Origin of the sequence: Nocardia sp. NBC_00403 (genome assembly GCF_036046055.1) — a bacterium.
In the GTDB taxonomy this organism is placed as follows: Bacteria; Actinomycetota; Actinomycetes; order Mycobacteriales; family Mycobacteriaceae; genus Nocardia.
Genome location: NZ_CP107939.1, coordinates 7,113,806 through 7,135,752 on the forward strand (window position 1 = coordinate 7,113,806; position 21,947 = coordinate 7,135,752).

The 21,947-nt window shown below is 65.7% G+C and carries 19 protein-coding genes and 1 pseudogene; 7 read left to right on the forward strand and 13 right to left on the reverse strand.

All coding sequences use genetic code 11. The features are described from left to right. Positions 1-184: 184 nt before the first annotated feature. Positions 185-286, reverse strand: a complete 102-nt coding sequence (locus tag OHQ90_RS31925) for a LysR family transcriptional regulator (protein WP_442941222.1) — start codon at positions 284-286, stop codon at positions 185-187. Between the two features lie 300 nt (positions 287-586). Between OHQ90_RS31925 and OHQ90_RS31930 the strand changes: the two genes are divergently transcribed. From OHQ90_RS31930 to OHQ90_RS31945, 4 genes and pseudogenes are all read left to right on the forward strand, one after another. Continuing rightward, entirely contained in the window at positions 587-1,318 is a 732-nt protein-coding gene (locus tag OHQ90_RS31930; protein ID WP_328403846.1) for an alpha/beta fold hydrolase, read from the forward strand. A 2-nt stretch (positions 1,319-1,320) separates the two neighbouring features. Continuing rightward, complete coding sequence (locus OHQ90_RS31935; protein ID WP_328403848.1) at positions 1,321-1,587, forward strand: alpha/beta fold hydrolase; 267 nt, start codon at positions 1,321-1,323, stop codon at positions 1,585-1,587. Positions 1,588-2,098: 511 nt separating this feature from the next. Further along, positions 2,099-2,875: an ADP-ribosyltransferase gene (locus tag OHQ90_RS31940; protein WP_328403850.1), complete on the forward strand. Its 777-nt coding sequence runs from the start codon at positions 2,099-2,101 to the stop codon at positions 2,873-2,875. Between the two features lie 357 nt (positions 2,876-3,232). Beyond that, positions 3,233-3,400: pseudogene (locus tag OHQ90_RS31945) on the forward strand (isopenicillin N synthase family dioxygenase); the annotation flags it as partial. A 26-nt stretch (positions 3,401-3,426) separates the two neighbouring features. Here OHQ90_RS31945 and OHQ90_RS31950 read toward each other — a convergent pair. Together OHQ90_RS31950 and OHQ90_RS31955 are read right to left on the reverse strand one after the other, a co-directional pair. After that, positions 3,427-4,794: a DoxX family protein gene (locus OHQ90_RS31950; protein ID WP_328403852.1), complete on the reverse strand. Its 1,368-nt coding sequence runs from the start codon at positions 4,792-4,794 to the stop codon at positions 3,427-3,429. A gap of 131 nt (positions 4,795-4,925) precedes the next feature. Further along, positions 4,926-6,290 (reverse strand): DoxX family protein, encoded by a 1,365-nt coding sequence (locus tag OHQ90_RS31955; protein WP_328403854.1) that lies wholly within the window; start codon positions 6,288-6,290, stop codon positions 4,926-4,928. 260 nt (positions 6,291-6,550) lie between these two features. Between OHQ90_RS31955 and OHQ90_RS31960 the strand changes: the two genes are divergently transcribed. Further along, positions 6,551-7,681: a phosphotransferase family protein gene (locus OHQ90_RS31960; RefSeq protein WP_328403856.1), complete on the forward strand. Its 1,131-nt coding sequence runs from the start codon at positions 6,551-6,553 to the stop codon at positions 7,679-7,681. A gap of 8 nt (positions 7,682-7,689) precedes the next feature. Then, positions 7,690-8,787 (forward strand): hypothetical protein, encoded by a 1,098-nt coding sequence (locus tag OHQ90_RS31965; RefSeq protein WP_328403857.1) that lies wholly within the window; start codon positions 7,690-7,692, stop codon positions 8,785-8,787. 99 nt (positions 8,788-8,886) lie between these two features. Here OHQ90_RS31965 and OHQ90_RS31970 read toward each other — a convergent pair whose 3' ends face one another. The 7 genes from OHQ90_RS31970 to mqo all read right to left on the reverse strand — a co-directional run bounded on the left by OHQ90_RS31970 (position 8,887) and on the right by mqo (position 17,355). Further along, positions 8,887-9,318 (reverse strand): VOC family protein, encoded by a 432-nt coding sequence (locus OHQ90_RS31970; protein ID WP_328403859.1) that lies wholly within the window; start codon positions 9,316-9,318, stop codon positions 8,887-8,889. 241 nt (positions 9,319-9,559) lie between these two features. Next, positions 9,560-9,970: a cobalamin biosynthesis protein gene (locus OHQ90_RS31975; RefSeq protein ID WP_328403861.1), complete on the reverse strand. Its 411-nt coding sequence runs from the start codon at positions 9,968-9,970 to the stop codon at positions 9,560-9,562. Then, complete coding sequence (locus OHQ90_RS31980) at positions 9,957-11,375, reverse strand: cobyrinate a,c-diamide synthase (protein WP_328403863.1); 1,419 nt, start codon at positions 11,373-11,375, stop codon at positions 9,957-9,959. The genes OHQ90_RS31975 and OHQ90_RS31980 overlap by 14 nt, the downstream gene beginning before the upstream one ends. 127 nt (positions 11,376-11,502) lie before the next feature. After that, complete coding sequence (gene cobO / locus OHQ90_RS31985; RefSeq protein WP_328403865.1) at positions 11,503-12,117, reverse strand: cob(I)yrinic acid a,c-diamide adenosyltransferase; 615 nt, start codon at positions 12,115-12,117, stop codon at positions 11,503-11,505. Positions 12,118-12,453: 336 nt separating this feature from the next. Beyond that, entirely contained in the window at positions 12,454-14,484 is a 2,031-nt protein-coding gene (locus OHQ90_RS31990; RefSeq protein WP_328413239.1) for a magnesium chelatase subunit D family protein, read from the reverse strand. 888 nt (positions 14,485-15,372) lie between these two features. Continuing rightward, positions 15,373-15,822 carry a GNAT family N-acetyltransferase gene (locus tag OHQ90_RS31995; RefSeq protein ID WP_328403867.1) on the reverse strand — a complete coding sequence of 150 codons (450 nt, stop codon included), beginning with the start codon at positions 15,820-15,822 and terminating at the stop codon, positions 15,373-15,375. 18 nt (positions 15,823-15,840) lie between these two features. Continuing rightward, positions 15,841-17,355 carry a malate dehydrogenase (quinone) gene (gene mqo, locus OHQ90_RS32000; protein WP_328403869.1) on the reverse strand — a complete coding sequence of 505 codons (1,515 nt, stop codon included), beginning with the start codon at positions 17,353-17,355 and terminating at the stop codon, positions 15,841-15,843. 312 nt (positions 17,356-17,667) lie between these two features. Between mqo and OHQ90_RS32005 the strand changes: the two genes are divergently transcribed. Further along, positions 17,668-18,687, forward strand: coding sequence for an alpha/beta hydrolase (locus OHQ90_RS32005; RefSeq protein WP_328413241.1), 1,020 nt, complete (start codon positions 17,668-17,670; stop codon positions 18,685-18,687). Here OHQ90_RS32005 and OHQ90_RS32010 read toward each other — a convergent pair. From OHQ90_RS32010 to map, 3 genes are all read right to left on the reverse strand, one after another. Beyond that, a complete protein-coding gene (locus OHQ90_RS32010; RefSeq protein WP_328403871.1) occupies positions 18,667-19,230 on the reverse strand; it encodes an alpha/beta hydrolase in 564 nt (187 codons plus the stop codon). The genes OHQ90_RS32005 and OHQ90_RS32010 overlap by 21 nt on opposite strands. A gap of 115 nt (positions 19,231-19,345) precedes the next feature. Next, positions 19,346-20,890, reverse strand: a complete 1,545-nt coding sequence (locus tag OHQ90_RS32015) for a cobyric acid synthase (protein ID WP_328403873.1) — start codon at positions 20,888-20,890, stop codon at positions 19,346-19,348. Between the two features lie 58 nt (positions 20,891-20,948). Continuing rightward, positions 20,949-21,812: a type I methionyl aminopeptidase gene (map, locus tag OHQ90_RS32020; RefSeq protein WP_328403875.1), complete on the reverse strand. Its 864-nt coding sequence runs from the start codon at positions 21,810-21,812 to the stop codon at positions 20,949-20,951. Positions 21,813-21,947: the final 135 nt, after the last annotated feature.

Consider the following 21,947-nt stretch of genomic DNA (forward strand, 5'->3'; position numbering starts at 1 on the left):
TGGAATCCGCGGCTACGCAGTGGGAAGTTGCCGAGATCCAGCTCGGTCAAGGACACGGTCACCGGGCGGTCGTTCACCTGCCCGCGCAGGACGAGCCGCTCGGGACCCGGCCGTTCGAAGGTGGTCCGGTCGGCGTGCGAGCTAACAGTGTCACGCCGAGTTCCCGCTCCAGGGCGCGGATCTGCTAGGACATCGACGGTTGAGCGACGTGCAGCAGCTCGGCCGCCGCCGTCACCGAGCCCGCCTGGGCAACGGCCAGGGCGTACTCGAACTGACGAAGGCTCATCGGCTCCCGCCCCTTCCTGCAGTGCACCGCGGTCCATTCCGTTGCGCTCGTTGACATGGCAGGTGAGTGAGCATTTCATCCTCGAGAGATCAGGCTCCCGATGGCGCGCGAGCCGTTCGCGGTCGTGCCGAAACCGGGCGAATCCTTTTGAGCCGTCGGCGTCTCTTACGTGTGGCATCCGGATCAGGACGGTATGGCCGAGGTCGCTGATCGCCGAGCCGGTTGGCGTGCCAACGATCGGGCTGTACCCAGCGGGACACTGCCTCGATTCTGATCCGTCCGCAACTAGAAGGAGCCCACATGTCCGCTTTCCATCCGCCGCAACCGACCTCGGTCGCACCCGATGGCGGGCCGTTGCCCCGCCATCTCCGGCCCGTCTCAGGACGCGGGAGACCCGTCGCGACCATGCTGGTGGCACTGGCCACCAGCATGCTGTTGGTCGGGCCCGGCGTCGCTAACGCCGACCCCGCTCCCAATGAGCCCGCCTCCACGACGGATATCGCATGGACAACGGCTGACGATTTCCGCAGTTCACCGTCGTTGACAGCGCCCACCCACGTCGTCGATGTCGCTGGAGTACCGATCGCTTACCGCAGCTTCGGACACGGACCGCCCCTGGTGTTGACTCCGTGCCTCGGACTCAGCATGGACGACTGGGATCCGGCGCTGCTCGATCGCCTGGCCGCGACCAACCATGTGGTCATCTTCGACTCCGACGGTGTGGGACGGACCCCGGCGAGCTCTTCGGCCATCTTGACCGTCCGGCAACTGTCCGATCAGGCCGCCGGTCTGATCCAGGCTCTTCATCTGGGCCGCCCCACCGTCGTGGGTTACTCCCTGGGAGGATTCGTCGCGCAACGTTTGGTCGTGGATCACCCCGGTGTTGTTGGCGCCCTGATTCTGATGGGTACGGGCCCCGGCGGATCGCAGCAGGTGCTGCCCGATTTTCCCGATCTGATCGCAGGCGCGCCAGCGTTCGATCCGTTGGCGCCCGCCGACCCGGTCAAGTTCACCCCGACCGGGTCGGGGTGAACTTGACCGGCCTCAACCGGCAACGCGCGGCAATGACCGACTGGCTCATCGACCCCACCGCCAATGTCATCGCCAGCCTGCCGAACCTGCGGCTGCCCACCCTGATCCTGGGCGCCGACAACGATAAACAAGAACCCGCCGCCAACTCAGCCCTGCTGCAGCGCTACATCAACGGTTCGGAACTGCTGATCGACCCCCAGCTCGGTCACGCGTTCCCCTTCGAAGCACCGGCGCGCGTTGCTGAGGATCTCGCCCGGCTCACTCGGTAGCAGCCCGACCCACCGTCAGCGCCACGTTTCTCAACGGCACGCCGCCGCACCCGGGGTTCTACGGCCGGTGGCCGAGTCGCGGGATCCGAACAGGACCCCGCGACACTGCCACCAACTGCGCTGCGCCGACCCCGCATCCGTCAGGCGGCGCCGAGTGCCTTGATGATCTTGCGGGCCATCGCAGCCACCGTTCGACTCGGAGCAATCCGGCCTCGATCATCTGGGCTTTTCCGTCGATTCCAAGGACAACCCCGTTCAGCACTGACACCCGACTGAAAAAGGCAACGACGGGCGCCGCTGAATTAATTCTCGAGAGCAATGGCGTAAAGCAACAGATGCACACATCAACAGACGCCACGGAACAGGCGTCATCGAAAGTAATCATGTCCGGCTCGAGGTCACCTGGGCGCGCCCGGTGATCAATGCTACAGAAGGCTTGGTCAACGCTGCAAAGCGCTTATCCGCGTCATTCCAGTCAATCGGACGGTGGTATCACGACCGGATAACGGGCGTGTCCGACCCAGTCGTTGACGGTGTGGACCACATAGTCGACCACGACCAGGACCACGACCTCCCTGATATCGAGTTCGCGGAGTCCGGGAAGCCGGGACAGATGGCGTATGCCGATGACGGCAGTGGCCATGCCAGTAAACCCTCGGACGATTTCGACGACTGGAATATGGATGATGACGATCCGAATTTTATACTCACCGAAAAAGAAAGGGCCGCGATCTTCGATTACACCTACGAGTCCTACAAATTCATCAATCCCGCGATGAGGTCGAGCAATATCCGTGATGGAATACGAATACAGATCGAGGTCCTGAAGTCTGCGCTCACAAAACTACGCGAGCATGACGGAATAGTATTTCGCGGAGTACGGCTACCCCCGGAGATCGTGGAGCGTTATCAACCCGGTTGCGTGGTCACCGAAGCAGCTTTTACGAGCACAACTACCGACCGGGACGTTACGTTCCGCGGAAATGTCGAGTTTCGGATCATGTCGAAGACGGGCAAGCGCCTCCATTGGCAGACAGAGTACCGGGAGGAGGAGGAGGAGGTCTTGTTCTTGCCCGGGACCCGATTCGAGGTATTCAGGCCGCCTCGGGTCGCTCCCGATGGTGGCGGGTGGGTAGTCATCGAACTCGTAGAGCGCGAGGGGAGAGCGGACGAAGGGGTCGCGGGTGGAGAGTTCTCCACGCCAGCGGACCTGGGTCTCGAGCCGCTGAGTGACGTCGCCGATCTCGAATCCGGGTTCGACCATATCGTCGATTACGTCGGCTTTTGAACGGTCGCCCCGGATACGTGCCCCTGCATGACTCGTGACGTCGATCATCCACCGCCCGCCGAAAATCAGGTGCCGGTACCGTACCTGCGTCATCGACGGGCGTCCTCGAACACTGACCCGCCGAATATGTCCGACGCCGCGCGTCTCGAACGAGTCACCGACACTGGGCCTTTCGCACCTACAGTTCGAAGCACTACTAACCGCAGCCCGCGACTCAGACAACCGGTTCGACTTCGCGCTCGTGGTGATGCTGGGGTTGCTCGGCTTGCGGATCTTCGAAACCTGCAACTGCGACATCGATGATCTCGGCGAACGAGGCGAACTGCTTCTGCTGTCGCGAGGCTTCCTGTGCGGGTGGCGCATGCCCCCGAAGAAGACCTGGTCTCGCTGATCTACTTCTACGAACTCGACCACGACGCCGTGGTCACCCCACTGGGACCGCCGATCGGCGAGGTGAGCGGTCTGCCCCCGGTGGTCTCCGCCGCATTCCTGCGCACCCGTTTGGATGCCATCACGATCGGTTGACACCGCGACCTTCCGGTCCGCGAGGGTCACCGGAAGTACGCGTAGTCCTGAACCCAGTGGAATCCGCGGCTACGCAGTGGGAAGCTGTCGAGATCCAGCTCGGTCAAGGACACGGTCACCGGACGGTCGTTCACCTGCCCCCGCAGGACGAGCCGGTCGGGACCCGGCTGTTCGAAGGTGAACGAGGCGAACTGCTTCGGCTGCCGCGAGGCTTCCCGCGTGGGTTCGGAAAGGGCGATCGTCCTCGCCTCCGGATCGACAACGGCCTCGGTGGGCACCCTGCTGCCGTCCATCCGCTGATATAACGCGCCGCTGGTATCGATAATGAGTCGTTGCCAACGATTTTCGTCGGAAGTCAGTGGTGGCAGTGCAACTCCGTCCAATTCGAATTCTGTGACATCCCAGATCCCGTACAGGGCCGGTTTCGCTGCCCCGTCGCCATATTCGCGCCACGCGTCCCAGCCACTGCGCACACATCCGATCAGCACCCAGACGCCGAGGAAGATCTGTACGACAACGAGGATGCGTTCGGTTCGCAGGGTGCGAAAGAGTCGCGGTTGGGTGGCGGGCTCGGACGGCCGTTCCAGCACAAGGACATTCGCCAGTCTGCGCGCCTGCGGAGCCAGCACCACCAGGCACAGCAGCACCAAATGGAACGAGAGGATCTTGACCGGAACGTCGAAGGTCATGTTCAGCACGAAAACCTGGGCCAGACTGACCAGGCTCAGCATCGCACCGAGCGTCGCGGTGCGCGGAACGAACAGCAGCAGCCCGCCGAGGACTTCCGCGCTGCCGAGCAGAATCTCGTACGGATGTGAACTGCCGACCTGCATCCACAGCACCGACATCGGGCTGAACTCGCCGTAGGGCTGGACCAAGGCGGCCAGCGGCGGACTCGTCATCTGTGTCGGAATGACTTTGGCCATCCCGTAGAAGATCATCTGACCGCCGAGGCACAGCCGGATGACGACCACGAACCAGGCATTGAGCCCGGAGTAGTCGCAGCGGCGGCGGTCGAGCGCGGTCCAGACGGCGGTGATCACGGCGGCGAGCACCAGCAGACAGAAAACCAGCAGCCAGATGATCGCTTGATCACCGCTGCCCGAGTCGTGCAGCACGGCGTCGACGCCGAATACCTGCCTGCCGACCCAGGCGACGATCGGTTCGACAGCGGTCATCTGCCAGAGGATCGCTTCGTCCGGAAGCCATTGCCCGGCAATCCCGGTGAATACGTAGGTGATCTGCGCGAAGACCAGGCAGAAGAGCCCGAAGTAGGCCACGCACATGCGAAAGGCGACCCGTGTGAGCGGGTGCCAGCGCGGGTTGCTGGACTCGGCGGCCGAATGCTGTTGTGCCCGAGCACGAGTCCGCTCCGGACCTACTATCGCACCCACGCGGACTCCCTGTCTGACGACGAAATGGTGACGGCTCGAAACTATCGAGGCCAACCACTCGTCGTCCTCAGAGCGAACCCCCGTCTCCGTCGGGGGGTTAACCGAACCAGAGTCGGGGTGCCTGCACCCGGTCAGCGGAAGTAGGGGTAATCCTGCACCCAGTTGAACCCACGGCTACGCAAAGGGAATTGCTCGAGATCGACCTGTTCCAGCGCGATGGTCACCGGCCGACCGGCCAACTGCCCCGCCAGCTTCAGCCGATCCGGGGACGGCTGATCGAAGGTGAAGGTGGCGATCGGGACCGACTGCCCGCCCGGCTGCGGCGGCGGATCGGACAGGACGATCGTGTGCGCAGAGGTGTCCACGACGACGGCAGCAGGCACGAGCGTGCCGTTCATGCGCTGATAGGTTGCGCCGATGACGTCGAAAACCAGTCGCTGCCAGCGGTTCTCGTCCGTCGTCAACGGCGGGAGCGGCTGCCCGTCCTGGGTGAACTCCGAAACCTGCCAGATTCCGTACAACGGCGGCTTCGACGCACCCCCGCCATCTTTTTCCCAGAACTTCATCCCGACCTGCACCGCACCGGACAACGCCCATACCCCGAGCGCAAGTTGCACCGTGACCGCGATGATTTTCGTCCGACGACGAGCAAACGGCTCCGGCTGGGTAGCCGGTTCAGCAGGCCGCGCCAACAAGAGCATGTCGGCCAGCCGCCGAGCCTGCGGCGCGAGCAGCACCACGCTCAGCAACAACAGGTGCAGCGCCAGAATCTTGACCGGAACATCGAAGGTCATGTTCAGTACGAATACCTGCGCCAAACTCACCAGGCTGAGCATCGCACCGAGGGTTGCTGTCCGCGGCAGGAACAGCAGCAGGCCACCGAGCACTTCGGCGCAGCCGAGCAGGATTTCGTACACCGGCGACGAACCGACCTGATTCCAGAGCACCGACGCCGGGCTGAACTCGCCGTAGGGCTGGAGCAATGCCGCGAGGGAAGGCTCCGGCATCTGGGTCGGGATCATCTTGGCCACCCCGTACCAGAGCAGCTGCCCGCCCAAGCACAGTCTGACCGCGAGCAGGAACCATGCATTCAGGATCCGATAATTCGGTCGATGCCGATCGAGCACGGTCCAGATCGCCGTCGCCACGACCGCCACAGCCAGCAGGCTGAACACGAACGCCCAGATGAACCGCTGATCGCCGCTGCCCGAATATTTGTGCAGCACAACGTCGGTACCGAAGATCAGCCGTCCGGTCCACTCGAAGATCGGACCGAGCGGACCCCACAGCCCCATCGCCGTGTCCTCGGAGAGATCCTTGGCGAAGAGGCCGGTGAAAACGAACGGGATCTGCGGGAACAGAGCACAGAACAAGCCGAAGTAGACGAAGCTGAGACGGAATGCGATCCGCGTCGCCGCGGTCCAGCGGGGCCTGTCTTCGGCGATCGGCGTGCCGCCGTCCGCTCGCTCCAGAACGTCCACACCGCTTGCGCTCACACCGAACCCCTCACTGCCTGTCGATGACTCCACAAGAGGGCAACGTATCGAGGCGGAGAGGCTGTCCGCTTCCAGGAAGTCCCCGATTTCCTCCCCTACCTCCGGGGTATGAGATCTAGCCCGAAGTATGAGTACCCCGGTACTGTCAACCCCCGATGCCACCCAGTGAGCGGGTTACATTTTCTTGCTGTTTTCCTGGCTATACGCAACTAGAACGCGTTACATTTTGGCCGAAGGTTCATGGTGCAGGAGGATGAAATATGGCCGAAGATCCCGATCCCACCGCGCAACGACAGCTGACTGTCAGCGACCGCGATCTCGATGCCCTCGCCGAGGATTTGTCCCGGTGGCTGGATTCGAAGGTCTCCGCTGACCACCCGCCGAAGATCTCGGCGCTGTCGCGTCCGCAGGGCGCCGGGATGTCGAGCCCGACGGTGCTGTTCGACGCCGAATGGAGCGTGGACGGCAGGCACGAGGCCGGATCGTTCGTGGCGCGGATGACGCCGGAAGCCGAATCGTTCCCCGTGTTCGAAAACTATGATCTGGAAACGCAATACAAGATCATGGCGGGCGTCGCCGCAGCCTCCGACGTGCCGGTGCCCGAACTGTGCTGGCTGGAAACCGACGAAAAGGTGCTCGGCACCAAGTTTTTCGTGATGAAGCGAATCGACGGACGGGTACCCGCGGACAATCCGCCGTATGTGTTCATCGGCTGGCTGTTCGATGCGAGCCCCGAAGAGCGCGCCCAGCTGACCGCCGGCACGGTGGACGTCATCGCCAGAATCCACGCGATCCCGGATCCGGCCACCCGGTTTCCGATGCTCGACGGCCCCGGCCAGGCGCTGCGCAGGCATGTCGAGTGGCATCGCAAGTGGTATCGGTGGGCGCTGGCCGACGACGGGTACCCGATCCCGATCATCGAGCGCGCCTTCGACTGGCTCGACGCGCACTGGCCCGCCGATCCGGGGCCCGATGTCCTCGCCTGGGGTGACTCGCGACCGGGCAACATCCTCTACAACGGCTTCGAACCGGTCGGTGTGCTGGACTGGGAGATGGCCGGCCTGGGTCCCCGCGAGCTGGATATCGCCTGGCTCATCTTCATCCACCGCTTCTTCCAGGACATCGCCACCCGCTTCGATCAGCCGGGCCTCGCCGACTTCCTGCGCCGCGACGACATCGTCGCCGAATATGAAGAGATCACCGGATATACGGTCCGCGATCTCGACTTCTACATCGTCTACGCCGCGCTGCGCCACGCCATCGTGATGGCCAGGGTCAAGCGCCGGATGATCCATTTCGGCGAGGACACCGACACCCCCGACCGCGACGACTACGTGATGCATCGAGCGAGCCTGGAGGCGCTGCTCGCCGGAACCTACGAGTGGGATTGAGACCAGCAATGCCTGTGCCCTTGGACGAGTACCCGATCCATCAGACACACCTGTCCCTGGCCCGAGTGGCCAGCAGCGACCGGAACTTCTACGACAGAAGCTATTTCAACGGCCATGACCGCGACGGGGGCACGTTCTTCGTCACCGGCTTCGGCGTATACCCGAATCTCGGCGTGACCGACGCCTACGCGGCCGTCCGGCGTGGCGACACCCAGCGTTCGGTCCGCTTCTCCGACGCGCTCGGCGATCGCAGCCTGGACCAGCAGGTGGGCGGCTATCGCATCGAGGTGCTGGAGCCGTTGCAGCGGATCCGAGTGATCTGCGAACACGACGACCTCGGCTTCGACCTCACGTGGGAAGGCTCGTTTCCGACAGTCCAGGAGCAGCCGCACCTGATCCTCAACGGCAACCGGCCGATCATCCAGGCGACCCGTTTCGCACAGGTCGGCTCCTGGGCAGGCACGCTGCACGTCGACGGCACGGATTTCACCGTCGACCCGGACATCTGGATGGGCACCAGGGATCGTTCCTGGGGTATCCGACCGGTCGGCGAGCCCGAACCGCCCGGCCGCGCCGCCGCGGAGCCCTCGGGTGGCTTCTGGTGGATGTATGTGCCGATTCGCTTCGACGACTTCGCCATCGTGGTCATCGTGCAGGAGGAGCCGGACGGGACCCGCACCCTCAACGACGCGGTCCGCGTCTTCCCCGACGGCCGCACCGAACAGCTGGGCTGGCCGCGGATCCACATCGACTACCGTTCCGGCACAAGGCATCCCGTCGGCGCGCGGCTGGAACTCACCACACCCGACGGCAAACCGCTCGAAGTCGAAATCAAGACCGTCACCAATGTCGCCCTGCATGTCGGCTGCGGCTACGGCGGCGACCCCGACTGGTTGCACGGCCGTTGGATGGGCCGCGACTGGTCCTCCAGCAGCAGCTACGACCTCACCGATCCCGCCATCGCGAGCCGAGTCCCCTTCGGCGTCATCGACCATGTCGCGCACGCCCGGTGCGGCGACGCCGAAGGTTGGGGCCTGTTCGAACACGCCAGCCTCGGCCGCCACGACCCGACCGGCTTCGCCGACTGGAGCTCGGTAGCGCCGTGATACCGCACCGGGTGCGGGCACTCCGAACGGTGCCCGCACCCGGCTGCGCTATGTTCCAGTGCGGAAGCAACGCACCACATGCCTCGCCCCGTGCGGATTTCAGCTCTCAGGTCGAGCCAGCTCCGGACGTTTGACGTAGTCGGTCAACCCGATCACATTCCCCCAGGGATCGGCGACCTCGACACTCCATCCCGTGCCGACTTCGTACGGCGCACCGAGCACTGGCACCCCGTACCCTTCGAGCTCCGCGGCCGCGGCCAGCGCATCGGGCACCTCCAACCACAACCGCATCCCCGACAACCCCTGCGCACCCGCGCTCGGATCCACCCGGACCATCACCCCGGCCACCTCCCCGCCGACATCGAACACCGCGATACCGTCCTGCGGCAGCGTGAACTTCACCGCCATCCCCAACGCACCCTCGTAGAACTCCACCGCAGCACCCAGGTCGCCGACCGGAACCAGCACGTTGTCGATACCTCGGATCTCCATCCCGCCATCGAACCACGCCGACGCCACCGATACGGGCACTGCCGGAGAATGGCGACCTGCGCCCGAGCGCAGAACCTACTGTGGGCGTGGCAGATTGCGGCAAGAATAGAGCGAGCCGCCCCGACACCGACGACAGCCGGACCAGACTGCGGCTCGGCCTTCCCAACTCTCGGACCGGTCGGCGGAGCACCACAGCAGAGGGGTGGCGGGATTCGCGGCCCGATGATTCTGCGTCATTGCCGATGCGCGATCTGCCCGCGTGGACCAACGACCTGCCTGCTCATTCGCCATCCTGGGCTGTTCGGGAGCAGGCTGATTCGCTACGGGCAGGCCGGTGGAGTGCGGCGGCGAGGACGATGTGGTCGATGGTTCGCTTGGGGATAGTGAGCGGGCCGTTGGCCGCCAGGATCGCGGCAGCTTCGGCAACGCTGGGGATACCGAGGAGGGTGTTGGTCCGGGTTGATGGATTGGGGACACGAACTACGGCCAGTTCTGCGTTGGTGTAGGCGCGGACCGGAATCGCGAGGTGGGCTGCCGCGGCGCGGATGCCGGGCTCGGCAGCGCGGCGATCGAGGGTTGCCAGGCAGCAGATAGGTTTGTCGCCCAGTGCTTCTCGGATAGCGGAGAGGATTCGCTCGGCCGAGGTACCCGGTCGGAAGCCGAGACCGACGGCGAACTCACGTGGCGGCACGGGTGGGTGCGTAGTCGGCTGCGGCGGCCACGAAACATGCCACAGCTTGCGGATTTCCGGCCGGGTGGGTGTGCAGGTAGGAGGCATGCACGCGGTGGACGATTGCGCCTTCGCGGATTCGGTCGCCGCCGGCGTGCCAACCCCATGCGGGGGTGTCGGGGCCGGTGGTGACGAGTCGGGTCCGGTGGAATTCGTGGCCGCGCACCCGCTCGCCCGCTCGCCAGAGCGGAGAATCGGTGAGCGCCACCGCATCTCGATAGCCGAGAGTAAGGCGCGGTCCGAATTCCGCAGTCGCGTCGACAACGCCTGCCATCGTGTGGCCGTCGAGCGATCGGGTGAGATACAGCAGGCCGGCGCATTCGGCGTGCACCGGCATCCCGTGCCCGGCCTGCTCGGCCACCTGCGCGAGCAGACGAGCATTGGCCGCCAGGTCGGCGGCGTGTTCCTCCGGGAACCCGCCCGGCAAGACCAGACCTGCTGTGCCGGTGGGGAGTTCGTCGTGCATCGGGTCGAAAACCACCACTTGGGCCCCCGCCGCGATCAACAGCTCACGGTGCTCGGCGTACCCGAAGGTGAACGCAGGCCCGCCGGCGATAGCGATCACCGGCGCGAATCTTGCCTTTGCCGAATGCGCGCGCAACTCCACTCCAGGATCCCAGATCGGACCTGTGGCCGTCGTGTGGGCAAGACTCGCGATGGCGCGCAGATCGACGTGGTCGGCAACGAGATCTGTCATTGCCTCGACCGCGGCAGTGGCGGCAGTGCCGTGTTCGACGGCGGGAATGAGGCCGAGGTGGCGGGAAGGGACTTCCAGCTCGGACATTCGTGGCAGTGAGCCGAGGACGGGCAGACCGACGCGGTCGCAGGCCGCGCGCAGTACTTGATCGTGGCGTTCGCTGCCGACGCGATTGAGGATTACGCCGCCGAGCCTGATCGTGCTGTCGAAAGTGGCGAACCCGTGCAGCAGCGCGGCGAGGCTCTGGCTGTGGCCGCGGGCATCGACCACCAAAACCACTGGTGCGCCGAGTAATCCGGCGACCTGTGCGGTGGATCCCTCGGCGATGGGCCCGGACTGGTTCTCGTCGATGCGGCCGTCGAACAGCCCCATCACACCCTCGACCACCGCGAGGTCACACCCCTGCGCACCGTGCCGATACAGCGGCACAACACGTTCCATGCCGACCAGCACCGGATCGAGGTTGCGCCCCGGCCGCCCCGCGGCAAGTCCGTGATACCCGGGATCGATATAGTCGGGCCCGACCTTGAACGGCGCAACCCGATGCCCCGCCCGCCGCAATGCCCCGATCAACCCTGTCGCCACCGTGGTCTTCCCACTTCCCGACGCCGGCGCGGCAATCACCACCGCAGGAACGCTCACCGAATCCGCACCCCTCGGGACCCGCATCCCCTCCGCCATTCAGCAACATCGACCGCCGACACCGGGCCCACGCACTGCCCGTCGGCGAGCGGTACATGGTGCGGCGGGCCGCTCGGCGTTCGGCGCAGCCATGTCCCACTCGTCGAAGCGAGGGTCACCATTCGATGCCTCGTTGGCCTTTTCGGCCTGCGTCCATGGGGTGTTTGACTTTGGTCATTTCGGTGACGAGGTCGGCGGCCTCGACGAGGGCCACAGGGGCGTCACGGCCGGTGATCACGACGTGTTGGTTGCCCGGTCGGTTTCGCAGTGTCTCGACGACCTCGTCGGTGTCGACCCAGCCCCACTTCAGCGGGTAGGTGAATTCGTCGAGAACGTAGAAGCGGTGCTGCTCGGCTTCGAGTCTGCGGGCGATCTCCCGCCAGCCTGCCAGCGCGGCGGCGGCGTGGTCCTCGTCGCTGCCCGGCTTGCGGGTCCACGACCAGCCTTCGCCCATCTTGTGCCATTCGACCGCGCCACCAGCGCCGGTTTCCTCGTGCAGCCGGCCGAGCGTACGAAAAGCGGCTTCCTCGCCGACCTTCCACTTGGCGCTCTTCACGAACTGGAACACCGCTACGTCGAATCCCTGGTTCCAGGCACGCAACGCCATCCCGAACGCCGCGGTCGACTTCCCTTTGCCCGGCCCGGTGTGCACCGCCAGCACCGGCTGATTGCGCCGCTGCCGCGTGGTCAGCCCATCATCCGGAACGGTTTCCGGCACACCCTTAGGCATCGAAACTCCTTGGTAGTCCATTGATCAGTACGCCCGCACTCATGTGGACGCCATCGCCTGTCGATCTACGCCGTGCCGAACAGTGCCGACGGTCGCCCGGCTGCGCGATACCTCGAGCCGTCGAAGGTTCGAGAGCAGACAGCTGTGCCACCACGAACAGGTAGTTCGTAGCGCTGTGCACGCACCGAGGTGACTGGATCAGGTCCAGACGACATCGACTGTCGAGGCCAGGGCGTAGCGGCGGTGCGCTGAGGCAACTCGCGGCGCGGTACGCCCGCCTCGACGGCCGGCGCAGGCGGCGTCGGCTATCGACGACAGGCAGTTGTGCCGCCACGATCAAGCGGCTCGCATTGCCGGGTGCGCGCCGAAACGACCCGAGCCTGCGCGGACTATGTCAGCTACCGATTCACCGGTCAGCTCGCCGAGTCGCAGGTAGCCGGCGCGCAGGCTGCGGGCCAGGTCGGCGGCGAGGCCGAGGCGGATCATGCCGCGTTCGCAGTCGACAACGATCGAGGTCACCGTTTCGTGGGCCAGCATCGCGGCCGCGGCACGAGCACGGGGCACCGGATCGGCACCGCCGGTGGCGCGACCGTCGGTGAGGAGCACGAGCATGGGGCGACGGCGAGGGTCACGGACTCGTTCGCGGTGCACCACCTCGCGGGCCTTCAACAGGCCCGCGGCGAGCGGGGTTTTGCCGCCGGTACGCATGCCGGACAGGCGGCGGACCGCGATATCGACCGAGGAGGTCGGCGGCAGCACGAGTTCGGCTTCCTGTCCGCGCACGGTGATCACGGCGACCTTGTCGCGGCGCTGGTAGGCATCGCGCAGTAGGGCGACGACAGCGCCGGTGACCGCGGAAAGCCGGTCCCTTGCCGCCATCGATCCCGAGGCGTCGACCACGAAGATGACCAGATTGCCTTCGCGCCCTTCGCGATACGCACCGCGCAGATCCTCGGCCGACAGCATCAGCGGACCGTCGCAGCGGCCGCGGGCGTGCTGGTGCGGGGCGGCCGCGAAGACGGTGCCGAGCAGATGTAGTCCGGCGGAAGTGTCCGTACTGGAGCGGACGGTGCGGCCCTGCCTGGTCTGCGCACGGGAGCGGCGGCCCGCCGCACCCTCGCCGACGCCGGGGACTTCCCAGCGCGGCGGAGCCACGACCGACGCAGCGGGAGCACCGGTTCGGCCTTCGCGAGCCGCGGGCGACTGCCCGCCGCCGGGTCCGCGGTCCGGGGAATCCGGGCCGCCGTCGGGTCCGTCGTCCGGGGAATCCGGTCCCTCGCTGTCCGGACCGAAATCGTCCGCGCGACTCGGATCCGGCGAAGGCTGATCCTGTGCCCGGTCGGTCCCGAATTCTTCTTGCTCCGTAGCGCTTTCGCTACCCGGCTGCTCGGCGCGCGCCGCTTCCTCGCCCGCGTCGCGCATCGCGTCGTCGAGCTGTTCTTCGCTGATGCCCGGCTCGTCGAACGGATCGCGCCGTCGCCGGTGCGGCAGTGCCAGCTCGGCGGCAACACGCACGTCTTCTTCGCCCACGGTGTCGGCGCCGCGCCAAGCCGCGTGCGCCGTGGCGGTCCTGGCCACCACCAAGTCCGCGCGCATCCCATCCACATCGAAAGACGCACACAGTGCGGCGATTCGGCGCAACTCCACATTGTCGAGCGCTACGCCTGCGACGCGATCGCGGGCAGTGAGAATCCGTTCGGCGATATCCCGGTCGGCGGCCGCGTAACTCGCCGCGAACCCGGCCGGGTCCGCCTCGTAATCCAGCCTGCGGCGTACCACGGCCATCCGCACATCCACCTCCCGTGATGCGGCGACATCGACGGTCAGCCCGAACCGGTCCAGCAGCTGCGGACGCAGCTCACCTTCCTCCGGATTCATCGTTCCCACGAGTACGAACCGCGCCGGGTGCGAATGCGAAACACCGTCGCGCTCGATATGCACCCGCCCCATCGCCGCCGCATCGAGCAGCACATCCACCAGATGGTCGTGCAGCAGGTTCACCTCGTCGACGTAGAGCACGCCGTGATGGGCAGCCGCCAGCAGGCCCGGCCGGAACGCCTGTTCCCCGTCCCGCAGCACCCGCTCCAGATCCAGCGAACCGACCACTCGGTCCTCGGTAGCGCCGACCGGCAGTTCCACGAGCCGAGCCGGCCGCGCCCCCGTCTCATCGACCACCGGCGGTAGCAGCTGCGCAAGCGCACGCACCACTGTCGATTTCGCGGTGCCCTTCTCCCCGCGCACCAGCACCCCACCGATCCCGGGATGCACCGCACACAGAATCAACGCCAGCTGCAACCGCTCCTGCCCCACCACCGCCGAGAACGGGAACCCCGCCTCACCATCCGCGCCAGGACGCGAACCACTCAGCGAATGGGCATGCGGTGCAGTTTCCGTATGGGACAAGGACACGCCCCAACTCTATTCGCGCCACACCAGCCGATCCCCAGCACCCTCCACCAGCCGCGACCTACCGCCACCCACCGCGGCAAGCCCCAGCACCCGCGCGCAGCAAGACCCAGCACTAGAGCTCGCGGCCCGTCCCACCTCCGCAACAGCCGAAGCGCATCACCGAAGTCGCAAGCTCAACTACCAACGCCCCCACTCGGCGCGATGACACCTTCCGAGCACAGCGAGACCGAGCACTAAAGTTCGCGGCCCGTCCCACCTCCGCAACAGCCGAAGCGCATCACCGAAGTCGCAAGCTCGACTACCAACGCCCCCACTCGGCACGATGACACCTTCCGAGCACAGCGAGACCGAGCACTAAAGTTCGCGGCCCGTCCCACCTCCGCAACAGCCGAAGCGCATCACCGAAGTCGCAAGCTCAACTACCAACGCCCCCACTCGGCACGATGACACCTTCCGAGCACAGCGAGACCGAGCACTAGAGCTCGCGGCCCGTCCCACCTCCGCAACAGCCGAAGCGCATCACCGAAGTCGCAAGCTCAACTACCAACGCCCCCACTCGGCACGATGACACCTTCCGAGCACAGCGAGACCGAGCACTAGAGCTCGCGGCCCGTCCCACCTCCGCAACAGCCGAAGCGCATCACCGAAGTCGCAAGCTCGACTACCAACGCCCCCACTCGGCGCGATGACACCTTCCGAGCACAGCGAGACCGAGCACTAGAGTTCGCGGCCCGTCTCGCTTCCGAGCCGTCGAAGCGCATGCGACGAAGTCGCGAGTCTCGACGGCTCGGAAGCGAGACCAAGGGGGCCGCGAACACGCAGCGCCGCAGGCGCTGCCAAAAAAACTCAGCCCCTGCGCATGGGGGTGTGCATAATGCCGTCGTCGTCGAACTCTTCGCCGTCGGGCTTGAAACCGAACTTGGTGTACATGTCGACCAGGTAGGTCTGGGCGCTCAGGCGTACGGTGGCGGAGCCGGCTTCGGCCAGGGCGGCTTGGACCAGCCTGGTGGTGTAGCCATGGCCGCGGGCGGGGACCGCGGTGCACAGGCGGCCGATGCGGAAGGACTTCACGCCGTTTTCGTGCTCTTCGAGCAATCGCAGCGTCGAGATGACCTCACCCTCGTCGTCGAGCCAGAAGTGTCGGGTCTCCGGCAACAGATCCAGGCCGTCCAGTTCCGGATAGGCGCACTTCTGCTCGACCACAAAGACTTCCACGCGAAGTTTCAACAGCTGATAAAGGGTGGCGGTGTCGAGATCCTGCGCCCATGACCGTTTGAGTGCAACCGTTGACATCATCGCGTTTTGGTACCACACCTACGCCGTCGGCGCGACCCTCTCGTACTTCGGCGTGTTGTCCGACACGCCCGTGAGGTTCAACGTCTTGGCGGTCCAGTCCCACACTTCGCGGTACAGAGCCTGGTTCTCCGAGAGCTTCACGCCCAGCGAGGGGACCATTTCCTTCAGCTTCGGCATCCAGTCCGCGTACTCGCGCGGGAAGCAGCGCTCCAGCACATCGACCATGGCGCTCACACAGGTCGACGCGCCGGGCGATGCGCCGAGCAGACCGGCGATGGAGCCGTCCTCCGCCGCGATCACGGCGGTGCCGAGCTCGAGCACGCCGCCCGCACCCTTGCGACGGATGATCTGCACGCGCTGACCCGCGGTGATCAGTTCCCAGTCGTGGCCGTCGGCCCGCGGGACGAACTCCTGCAGCGTGTACACCTTGCCCGCCTCGGACTTCAGCAGCTCACTGACCAGGTACTTGACCAAGCCCAATTCGGTGACGCCGACGCCGAGCATCGAGAACAGGTTGCCCGGACGCACCGACTTGAACAGGTCGGTCAGCTTGCCGTCCTTGAGGAACTTCGGCGTCCAGCCCGCGTACGGTCCGAACAACAGGCCCGGCTGTCCGCCGATGACGCGAGTATCCAAGTGCGGCACCGACATCGGCGGCGCGCCGACGGCGGCCTTGCCGTACACCTTGGCTTCGTGCTGGCCGATCAGCTCAGGGTTGGTGCAGCGGAAGAACTGGCCGCTCACCGGGAATCCACCGAAGCCCGCGATCTCCTTGATGCCCGCCTTCTGCAGCAGCGGCAGCGCGCCACCGCCTGCCCCAACGAAAACGAATTTGCTGATGAGCGTGCGGGTTTCGCGGGTACGCAGATTGCGCACCCGCACCAGCCAGGTGCCGTCGGACTGCTTGGTCAGGTTGCGCACCTCGTGGCCGAAGGCCAGGTCCGCGCCGGACTTGCCGAGGTAGGCGAGCAATTCCTTGGTGAGCGAACCGAAGTCGATATCGGTGCCGGCATCGCTCCAGTTCAGCGCGACCGGGTCGGAGAAATCGCGGCCCTTGGCCATCAGCGGCAGTCGTCGGCTGAATTCCTCGGGGCTGTCGATGTACTCCATGCCCTCGAACAGCGGGTGGCGCGACAGCGCCTCGTAGCGCTTGCGCAGGTACTGGACGTCGTCGGCGCCGTGCACGAAGCTGACATGCGGGATGGGGTTGATGAAGCCCGACGGATCGCTGAGCAGGCCGTTTTCCACACCGTAGGCCCAGAACTGCCGTGAGACCTGGAAGCGCTCGTTGATGTCGATCGCCTTGGAGACATCGACAGAGCCGTCCGGCTTCTGCGGGCTGTAGTTCAACTCACACAGCGCCGAGTGGCCGGTGCCCGCGTTGTTCCACGGGTCGCTGCTCTCCGCCGCAACGGCGTCGAGCCGTTCGAACAGGGAGATCGACCAATCCGGCTGCAGCTGACGAAGCAGCGCGCCGAGGGTGGCACTCATGATGCCGGCACCGATGAGTACCACATCGGTCTTTTCAGTCATGGCAGCGTTCGGCACGGGTAGATCGACTTCCTTGTCACTTCTGCGGCTGCCACCCTCTTGGTGGTTAGCCTTGGCACGGGCGCTATATGGAGTTTTACGAGCCTGGCGTGACTCGGCGGTGAGTAGGTTACCCGCCGTTCACCTATTGCCAATTGTGCACCTCACCGGTTCGATCACCGGCAACGAACCTGCCGAATGTGACATAGATTCCTCCCCTGCCCTCGGCGACGCTGGAACTTCAATCCGACGCACACGTCGCCTAGATTGGTTGTCGTGACGAACGAAACCTCGCTAGGCGTGTCGGACATCACGATGGGCGCGAAGTGGCAACCGGACGTTCTCGGCGCGGGCTACGAGCAGCGGACCCTGGCGTTCGGCCCCGATCCCGACGGCGAGGGTGACGCGGTGGCCACATTGGTCAAATACACCCCGGATTCCGGCGCCGCGGCCACCGAGCTCGCGGTGCTGTATGTGCACGGCTTCACCGACTACTTCTTCCAGCAGCATCTCGCCGAGCACTTCGCCGGGCGCGGGCACCAGTTCTATGCCCTGGACCTGCGCAAGTGCGGACGCTCGCTCCGCGATGGGCAGACACCGCACTACGTCACCGATCTTGCGCTCTACGACGCCGAGCTCAACGAGTCGCTGCGCATCGTGCGCGAGGAGACCGGTGGCGAGGTGCTGCTCGTCGCGCACTCCACCGGTGGGCTGATCGTGCCGCTGTGGCTGGACCGGCTGAATCGGGCCAAGGGCACCGTCGCATCCGGTATCACCGGTTTGGTGCTCAACAGCCCGTGGTTCGACCTGCAGGGCCCCTCGTACTACCGGACCATCGGCACACCCGTGATCAAGGCGCTCGGCAAGTTCCGGTCGATGATCGAGCTACCCGGCGGGAAGATCAGCTCCTACGGCGACAGCCTGCACCACAGTGTCGCGGGCGAATGGGACTACAACCTCGATTGGAAGCCGCTGAGCGGCTTCCCGGTCCGCTTCGGCTGGTTGCGGGCTATCCGCAATGGTCATGCCCAGCTGCAGGCCGGTCTCGCAATCGGGGTGCCCGCGTTGATCCTGCGTTCCCGGATCACCAAGTTCGCACGCAAGTACGGGCCCGCGGTCGACGTGGCGGACGCGGTGCTCGATGTCAGGCAGATCCAGCGCTGGTCCGGCTGCCTCGGTGATCGCACCAACATCGTCCCGATCGATGGCGCACGGCATGACGTCTTCCTGTCCTCTGCCGAGCCGCTGGCGAAGGCGTTCACCGAGCTCGACAACTGGCTGGACTGGCTGGCGATCTACCTGCGCAAGTCCGCGTCACCAGAGGCTGGTGCGTAACACGATCTCGGTGGCCAGCTCGTGGTCGGCTTCGGTCGCCACATTGTCGACGTCGATCTCCACCACCCGGAATTCGCCGTAGACGTAGCGTCCGGACGTATCCGCGACCACACGCGGCATGTTCTTGGTCACCAGCACGGTGACAGCGAGCTCGACCGGCCGGCACGCTGCGTCCAGCACGGTCCCATCCGCGGCGGGTACCGCGGGGTGGCCGCGATCGGCGACCACCAGGCTGATAAACCGGCCGAAACCGCCCGCACACAGCTGCCAGGCCAGTTCCGCGCCCGACCCACGCCCGGCGACATTCACCCACGGCACGCCGAGCTCGTCGAGAATGCCGTGTACACCGGCGGTGTCCAGGTCCGCTATCGATTCCACCGCGATGGTGCGCAGGTCCGAATTGTGCAGTCGAGCACAGACCTGGTCGTACACGTCGACCGGATCACCCGCGTCGGGCAGCAGCAACACGCTGTGCCGAGATTCGGGCCCGTCGACCCGCACGGTCCAAGCCCGGTCACCGACCGTGATCCGCCGAGATTTCATGCCGGAGTACGGTACACGGCCCGGTTGAACAGAGCCGCGTGTCGAACCTCACCTGCGAGTCAGACGTGGGGTTCACCACTATTTCTCCGGCCATGTATTCAGGGGTTCACCCAGCTCAGCGACCTGCGGAGCTCGGCGTCATCGCGGAGGTGAGGACAGGAAGACCGCCGGGCGCACCGTCGACGATCAGGCGTTCCAGCTGTGGGAAGTCGAGGTGCTCTTCGACCAGATCGGCGAGCAGATCGAGTTGGGCGCAGCGAATCGCAGCAACCGAAACATCCTCGGCGACAAGGAAATCCGGTCGTTCGGCCGCGGCGGCGATCTGCCGCAGCCACATTCGACGGAACCCGTCCGATTCCAGCAGACCGTGCAGGTGGGTGCCCCACACCGCGCCGCGGACGCTGCCCTCGGGTACGCCGGCCAGCTCGAGCCAGGCGGGATCGGTGCTGCGACGCACCCGTCCGTGATGAATTTCATAGCCCTGCAAGGGAATTCGCTCCGACAGCAGGCTGCGTCCGGAGGCCCGGCGTAGTACCTTCGGGTCGGCGAATTCGATATCGAGATCGAGCAGTCCGAGGCCCTCGACGACGCCCGCACCGGATTCGACGGTGTCGGCGATCCGGCGGCCGAGCATCTGATAGCCGCCGCAGATGCCGAGGATCGGTTTGCCCGCAGCCGCGCGAGCCGTCAACGCGTCGGCGAGCCCGGTGCGGCGCAACCAGGCCAGGTCATCGACCGTCGCCTTGCTGCCGGGCAGCACCACGAGGTCGACCTCCGACAGCCTGGACGGCTCGCTCACCCAGCGCACCGCGACTCCCGGCTCACAAGCGAGGGCCTCGACATCGGTGGAGTTGGAGATGCGCGGCAGCCTGATGGCGGCAACGGTCAGCCACTCGGCGCCGACGGGCGGGCGGGGACGGCCGACCGGTGCATCGGCGACGGTGCCGAGTGAGTCCTCGGCGTCGATCCAGAGATCGTCGGCGAAGGGGATCACGCCCAGTGTGGGACGGCCGGTGAGTTCGGAGAGCCGTTCGAGTCCGGGCCGCAGCAATTCGACATCGCCGCGGAATTTATTGATCACGAAGCCCGAAATCAGTTGCTGATCTTCGGGATCGAGCACTGCGACGGTTCCGAAGAGGTGGGCGAGCACCCCGCCGCGATCGATGTCGCCGACCACGAGCACCGGCAGCCGAGCTGCCTGAGCCAGTCCCATGTTCGCCAGATCGGTGGCCCGCAGGTTGATCTCCGCGGGCGAACCCGCCCCCTCGCAGATCACCACGTCGAATTCCGCACGCAGAGAGGCGAGTTCGGCCGCAACGACCTCCCGCAAATCCTGTCGGTGCCGGAAGTAATCGCGCGCTCCCACCGTGCCGACCGCTTGTCCGCGCACCACCAGCTGAGAACGGCGGTCGCTGCCCGGCTTGAGCAGCACCGGATTGAATCGCACGCTCGGTTCCAGCCCGCACGCCTGCGCCTGTAGCGCCTGTGCCCGCCCGATCTCCCCGCCGTCGAGTGTGACGACGGAGTTGTTGGACATGTTCTGCGCCTTGAACGGCGCGACGCGCACGCCGCGGCGCGCCAGCATTCGGCAAAGCCCCGCCACCACAACGCTTTTGCCCGCATCCGAGGTGGTGCCCGCGACGAGCAGTGCGCCTTTCACGCCGCTACCGCGCCGCCCGGGTGTACCCACACCCGCGTCGGCCCAACGCAGCCATCTGTCACGGCAGGGTCAGGATTTCAGCGCCCGTGTCCGTGACCACCAGGGTGTGCTCGAACTGCGCGGTCCACTTACGGTCCTTGGTGACCACGGTCCATTTGTCGTCCCAGATCTCGTAGTCGATGCCGCCGAGGTTGATCATCGGCTCGATGGTGAAGGTCATGCCCGGCTCGATGATGGAGTCGACGGCAGGCTGGTCGTAGTGCAGGATGACCAGGCCGCTGTGGAAGGTGGGGCCGACGCCGTGACCGGTGAAGTCCCGGACCACGCCGTAGCCGAAGCGGTTGGCGTAGGACTCGATCACCCTGCCGATCACATTCAGGGCACGACCGGGCCGAACAGCCTTGATGGCCCGCGCGGTCGCTTCCTCGGTCCGCTCGACCAACAGCCGAACCTCCTCGTCCACATCGCCCGCGAGGAAGGTCTTGTTGGTATCGCCGTGCACCCCATCGATGTAGGCGGTGACGTCGATATTCACGATGTCACCATCCTCGATCACGGTCGAGTCCGGAATCCCGTGGCAGATCACCTCATTGAGCGAGGTGCAGCACGACTTCGGAAATCCCTTGTAACCGAGGGTCGATGGATAGGCCCCGTGATCACACATGTACTCGTGTGCGATCCGGTCCAGTTCGTCGGTCGTGACGCCGGGCGCGACCGCCTTGCCCGCCTCTTCCAGCGCCTGGGCCGCGATCTTCCCCGCGATCCGCATTTTTTCGATGGTTTCGGCCGTCTGCACCCAGGGCTCGTGGCCCTCGTTGACGGTCTTCTTCCACGCGTACTCCGGACGCTCGATCGAGCGCGGAACTTCCCGAGTCGGCGAGAGGGTCCCGGGAACAAGCGGCTGACGGGTGCGCACTGACATGGACCAAGACTATCTGCACCACCGTTGCCCCACCCCCTGACGTCCACCGGCCGAGCACCTCGACCGTTCCGTCGACCCAGACGGAATATCGCCGGACCGTAGTCCGTTTACCGCATTGGTTGACATCGACACTAC

Excerpts from the sequence above, each read along its gene's own strand:
- OHQ90_RS31960 (WP_328403856.1), top strand. The coding sequence starts at position 6,551 with ATGGCCGAAGATCCCGATCCCACCGCGCAACGACAGCTGACTGTCAGC.
- OHQ90_RS31965 (WP_328403857.1), top strand. The coding sequence starts at position 7,690 with ATGCCTGTGCCCTTGGACGAGTACCCGATCCATCAGACACACCTGTCC.
- mqo (WP_328403869.1), bottom strand. The coding sequence starts at position 17,355 with ATGACTGAAAAGACCGATGTGGTACTCATCGGTGCCGGCATCATGAGT.
- OHQ90_RS32010 (WP_328403871.1), bottom strand. The coding sequence starts at position 19,230 with ATGAAATCTCGGCGGATCACGGTCGGTGACCGGGCTTGGACCGTGCGG.
- OHQ90_RS31995 (WP_328403867.1), bottom strand. The coding sequence starts at position 15,822 with ATGATGTCAACGGTTGCACTCAAACGGTCATGGGCGCAGGATCTCGAC.
- map (WP_328403875.1), bottom strand. The coding sequence starts at position 21,812 with ATGTCAGTGCGCACCCGTCAGCCGCTTGTTCCCGGGACCCTCTCGCCG.
- OHQ90_RS32005 (WP_328413241.1), top strand. The coding sequence starts at position 17,668 with ATGGGCGCGAAGTGGCAACCGGACGTTCTCGGCGCGGGCTACGAGCAG.
- OHQ90_RS31930 (WP_328403846.1), top strand. The coding sequence starts at position 587 with ATGTCCGCTTTCCATCCGCCGCAACCGACCTCGGTCGCACCCGATGGC.
- OHQ90_RS31980 (WP_328403863.1), bottom strand. The coding sequence starts at position 11,375 with ATGCGGGTCCCGAGGGGTGCGGATTCGGTGAGCGTTCCTGCGGTGGTG.
- OHQ90_RS31925 (WP_442941222.1), bottom strand. The coding sequence starts at position 286 with ATGAGCCTTCGTCAGTTCGAGTACGCCCTGGCCGTTGCCCAGGCGGGC.
- cobO (WP_328403865.1), bottom strand. The coding sequence starts at position 12,117 with ATGCCTAAGGGTGTGCCGGAAACCGTTCCGGATGATGGGCTGACCACG.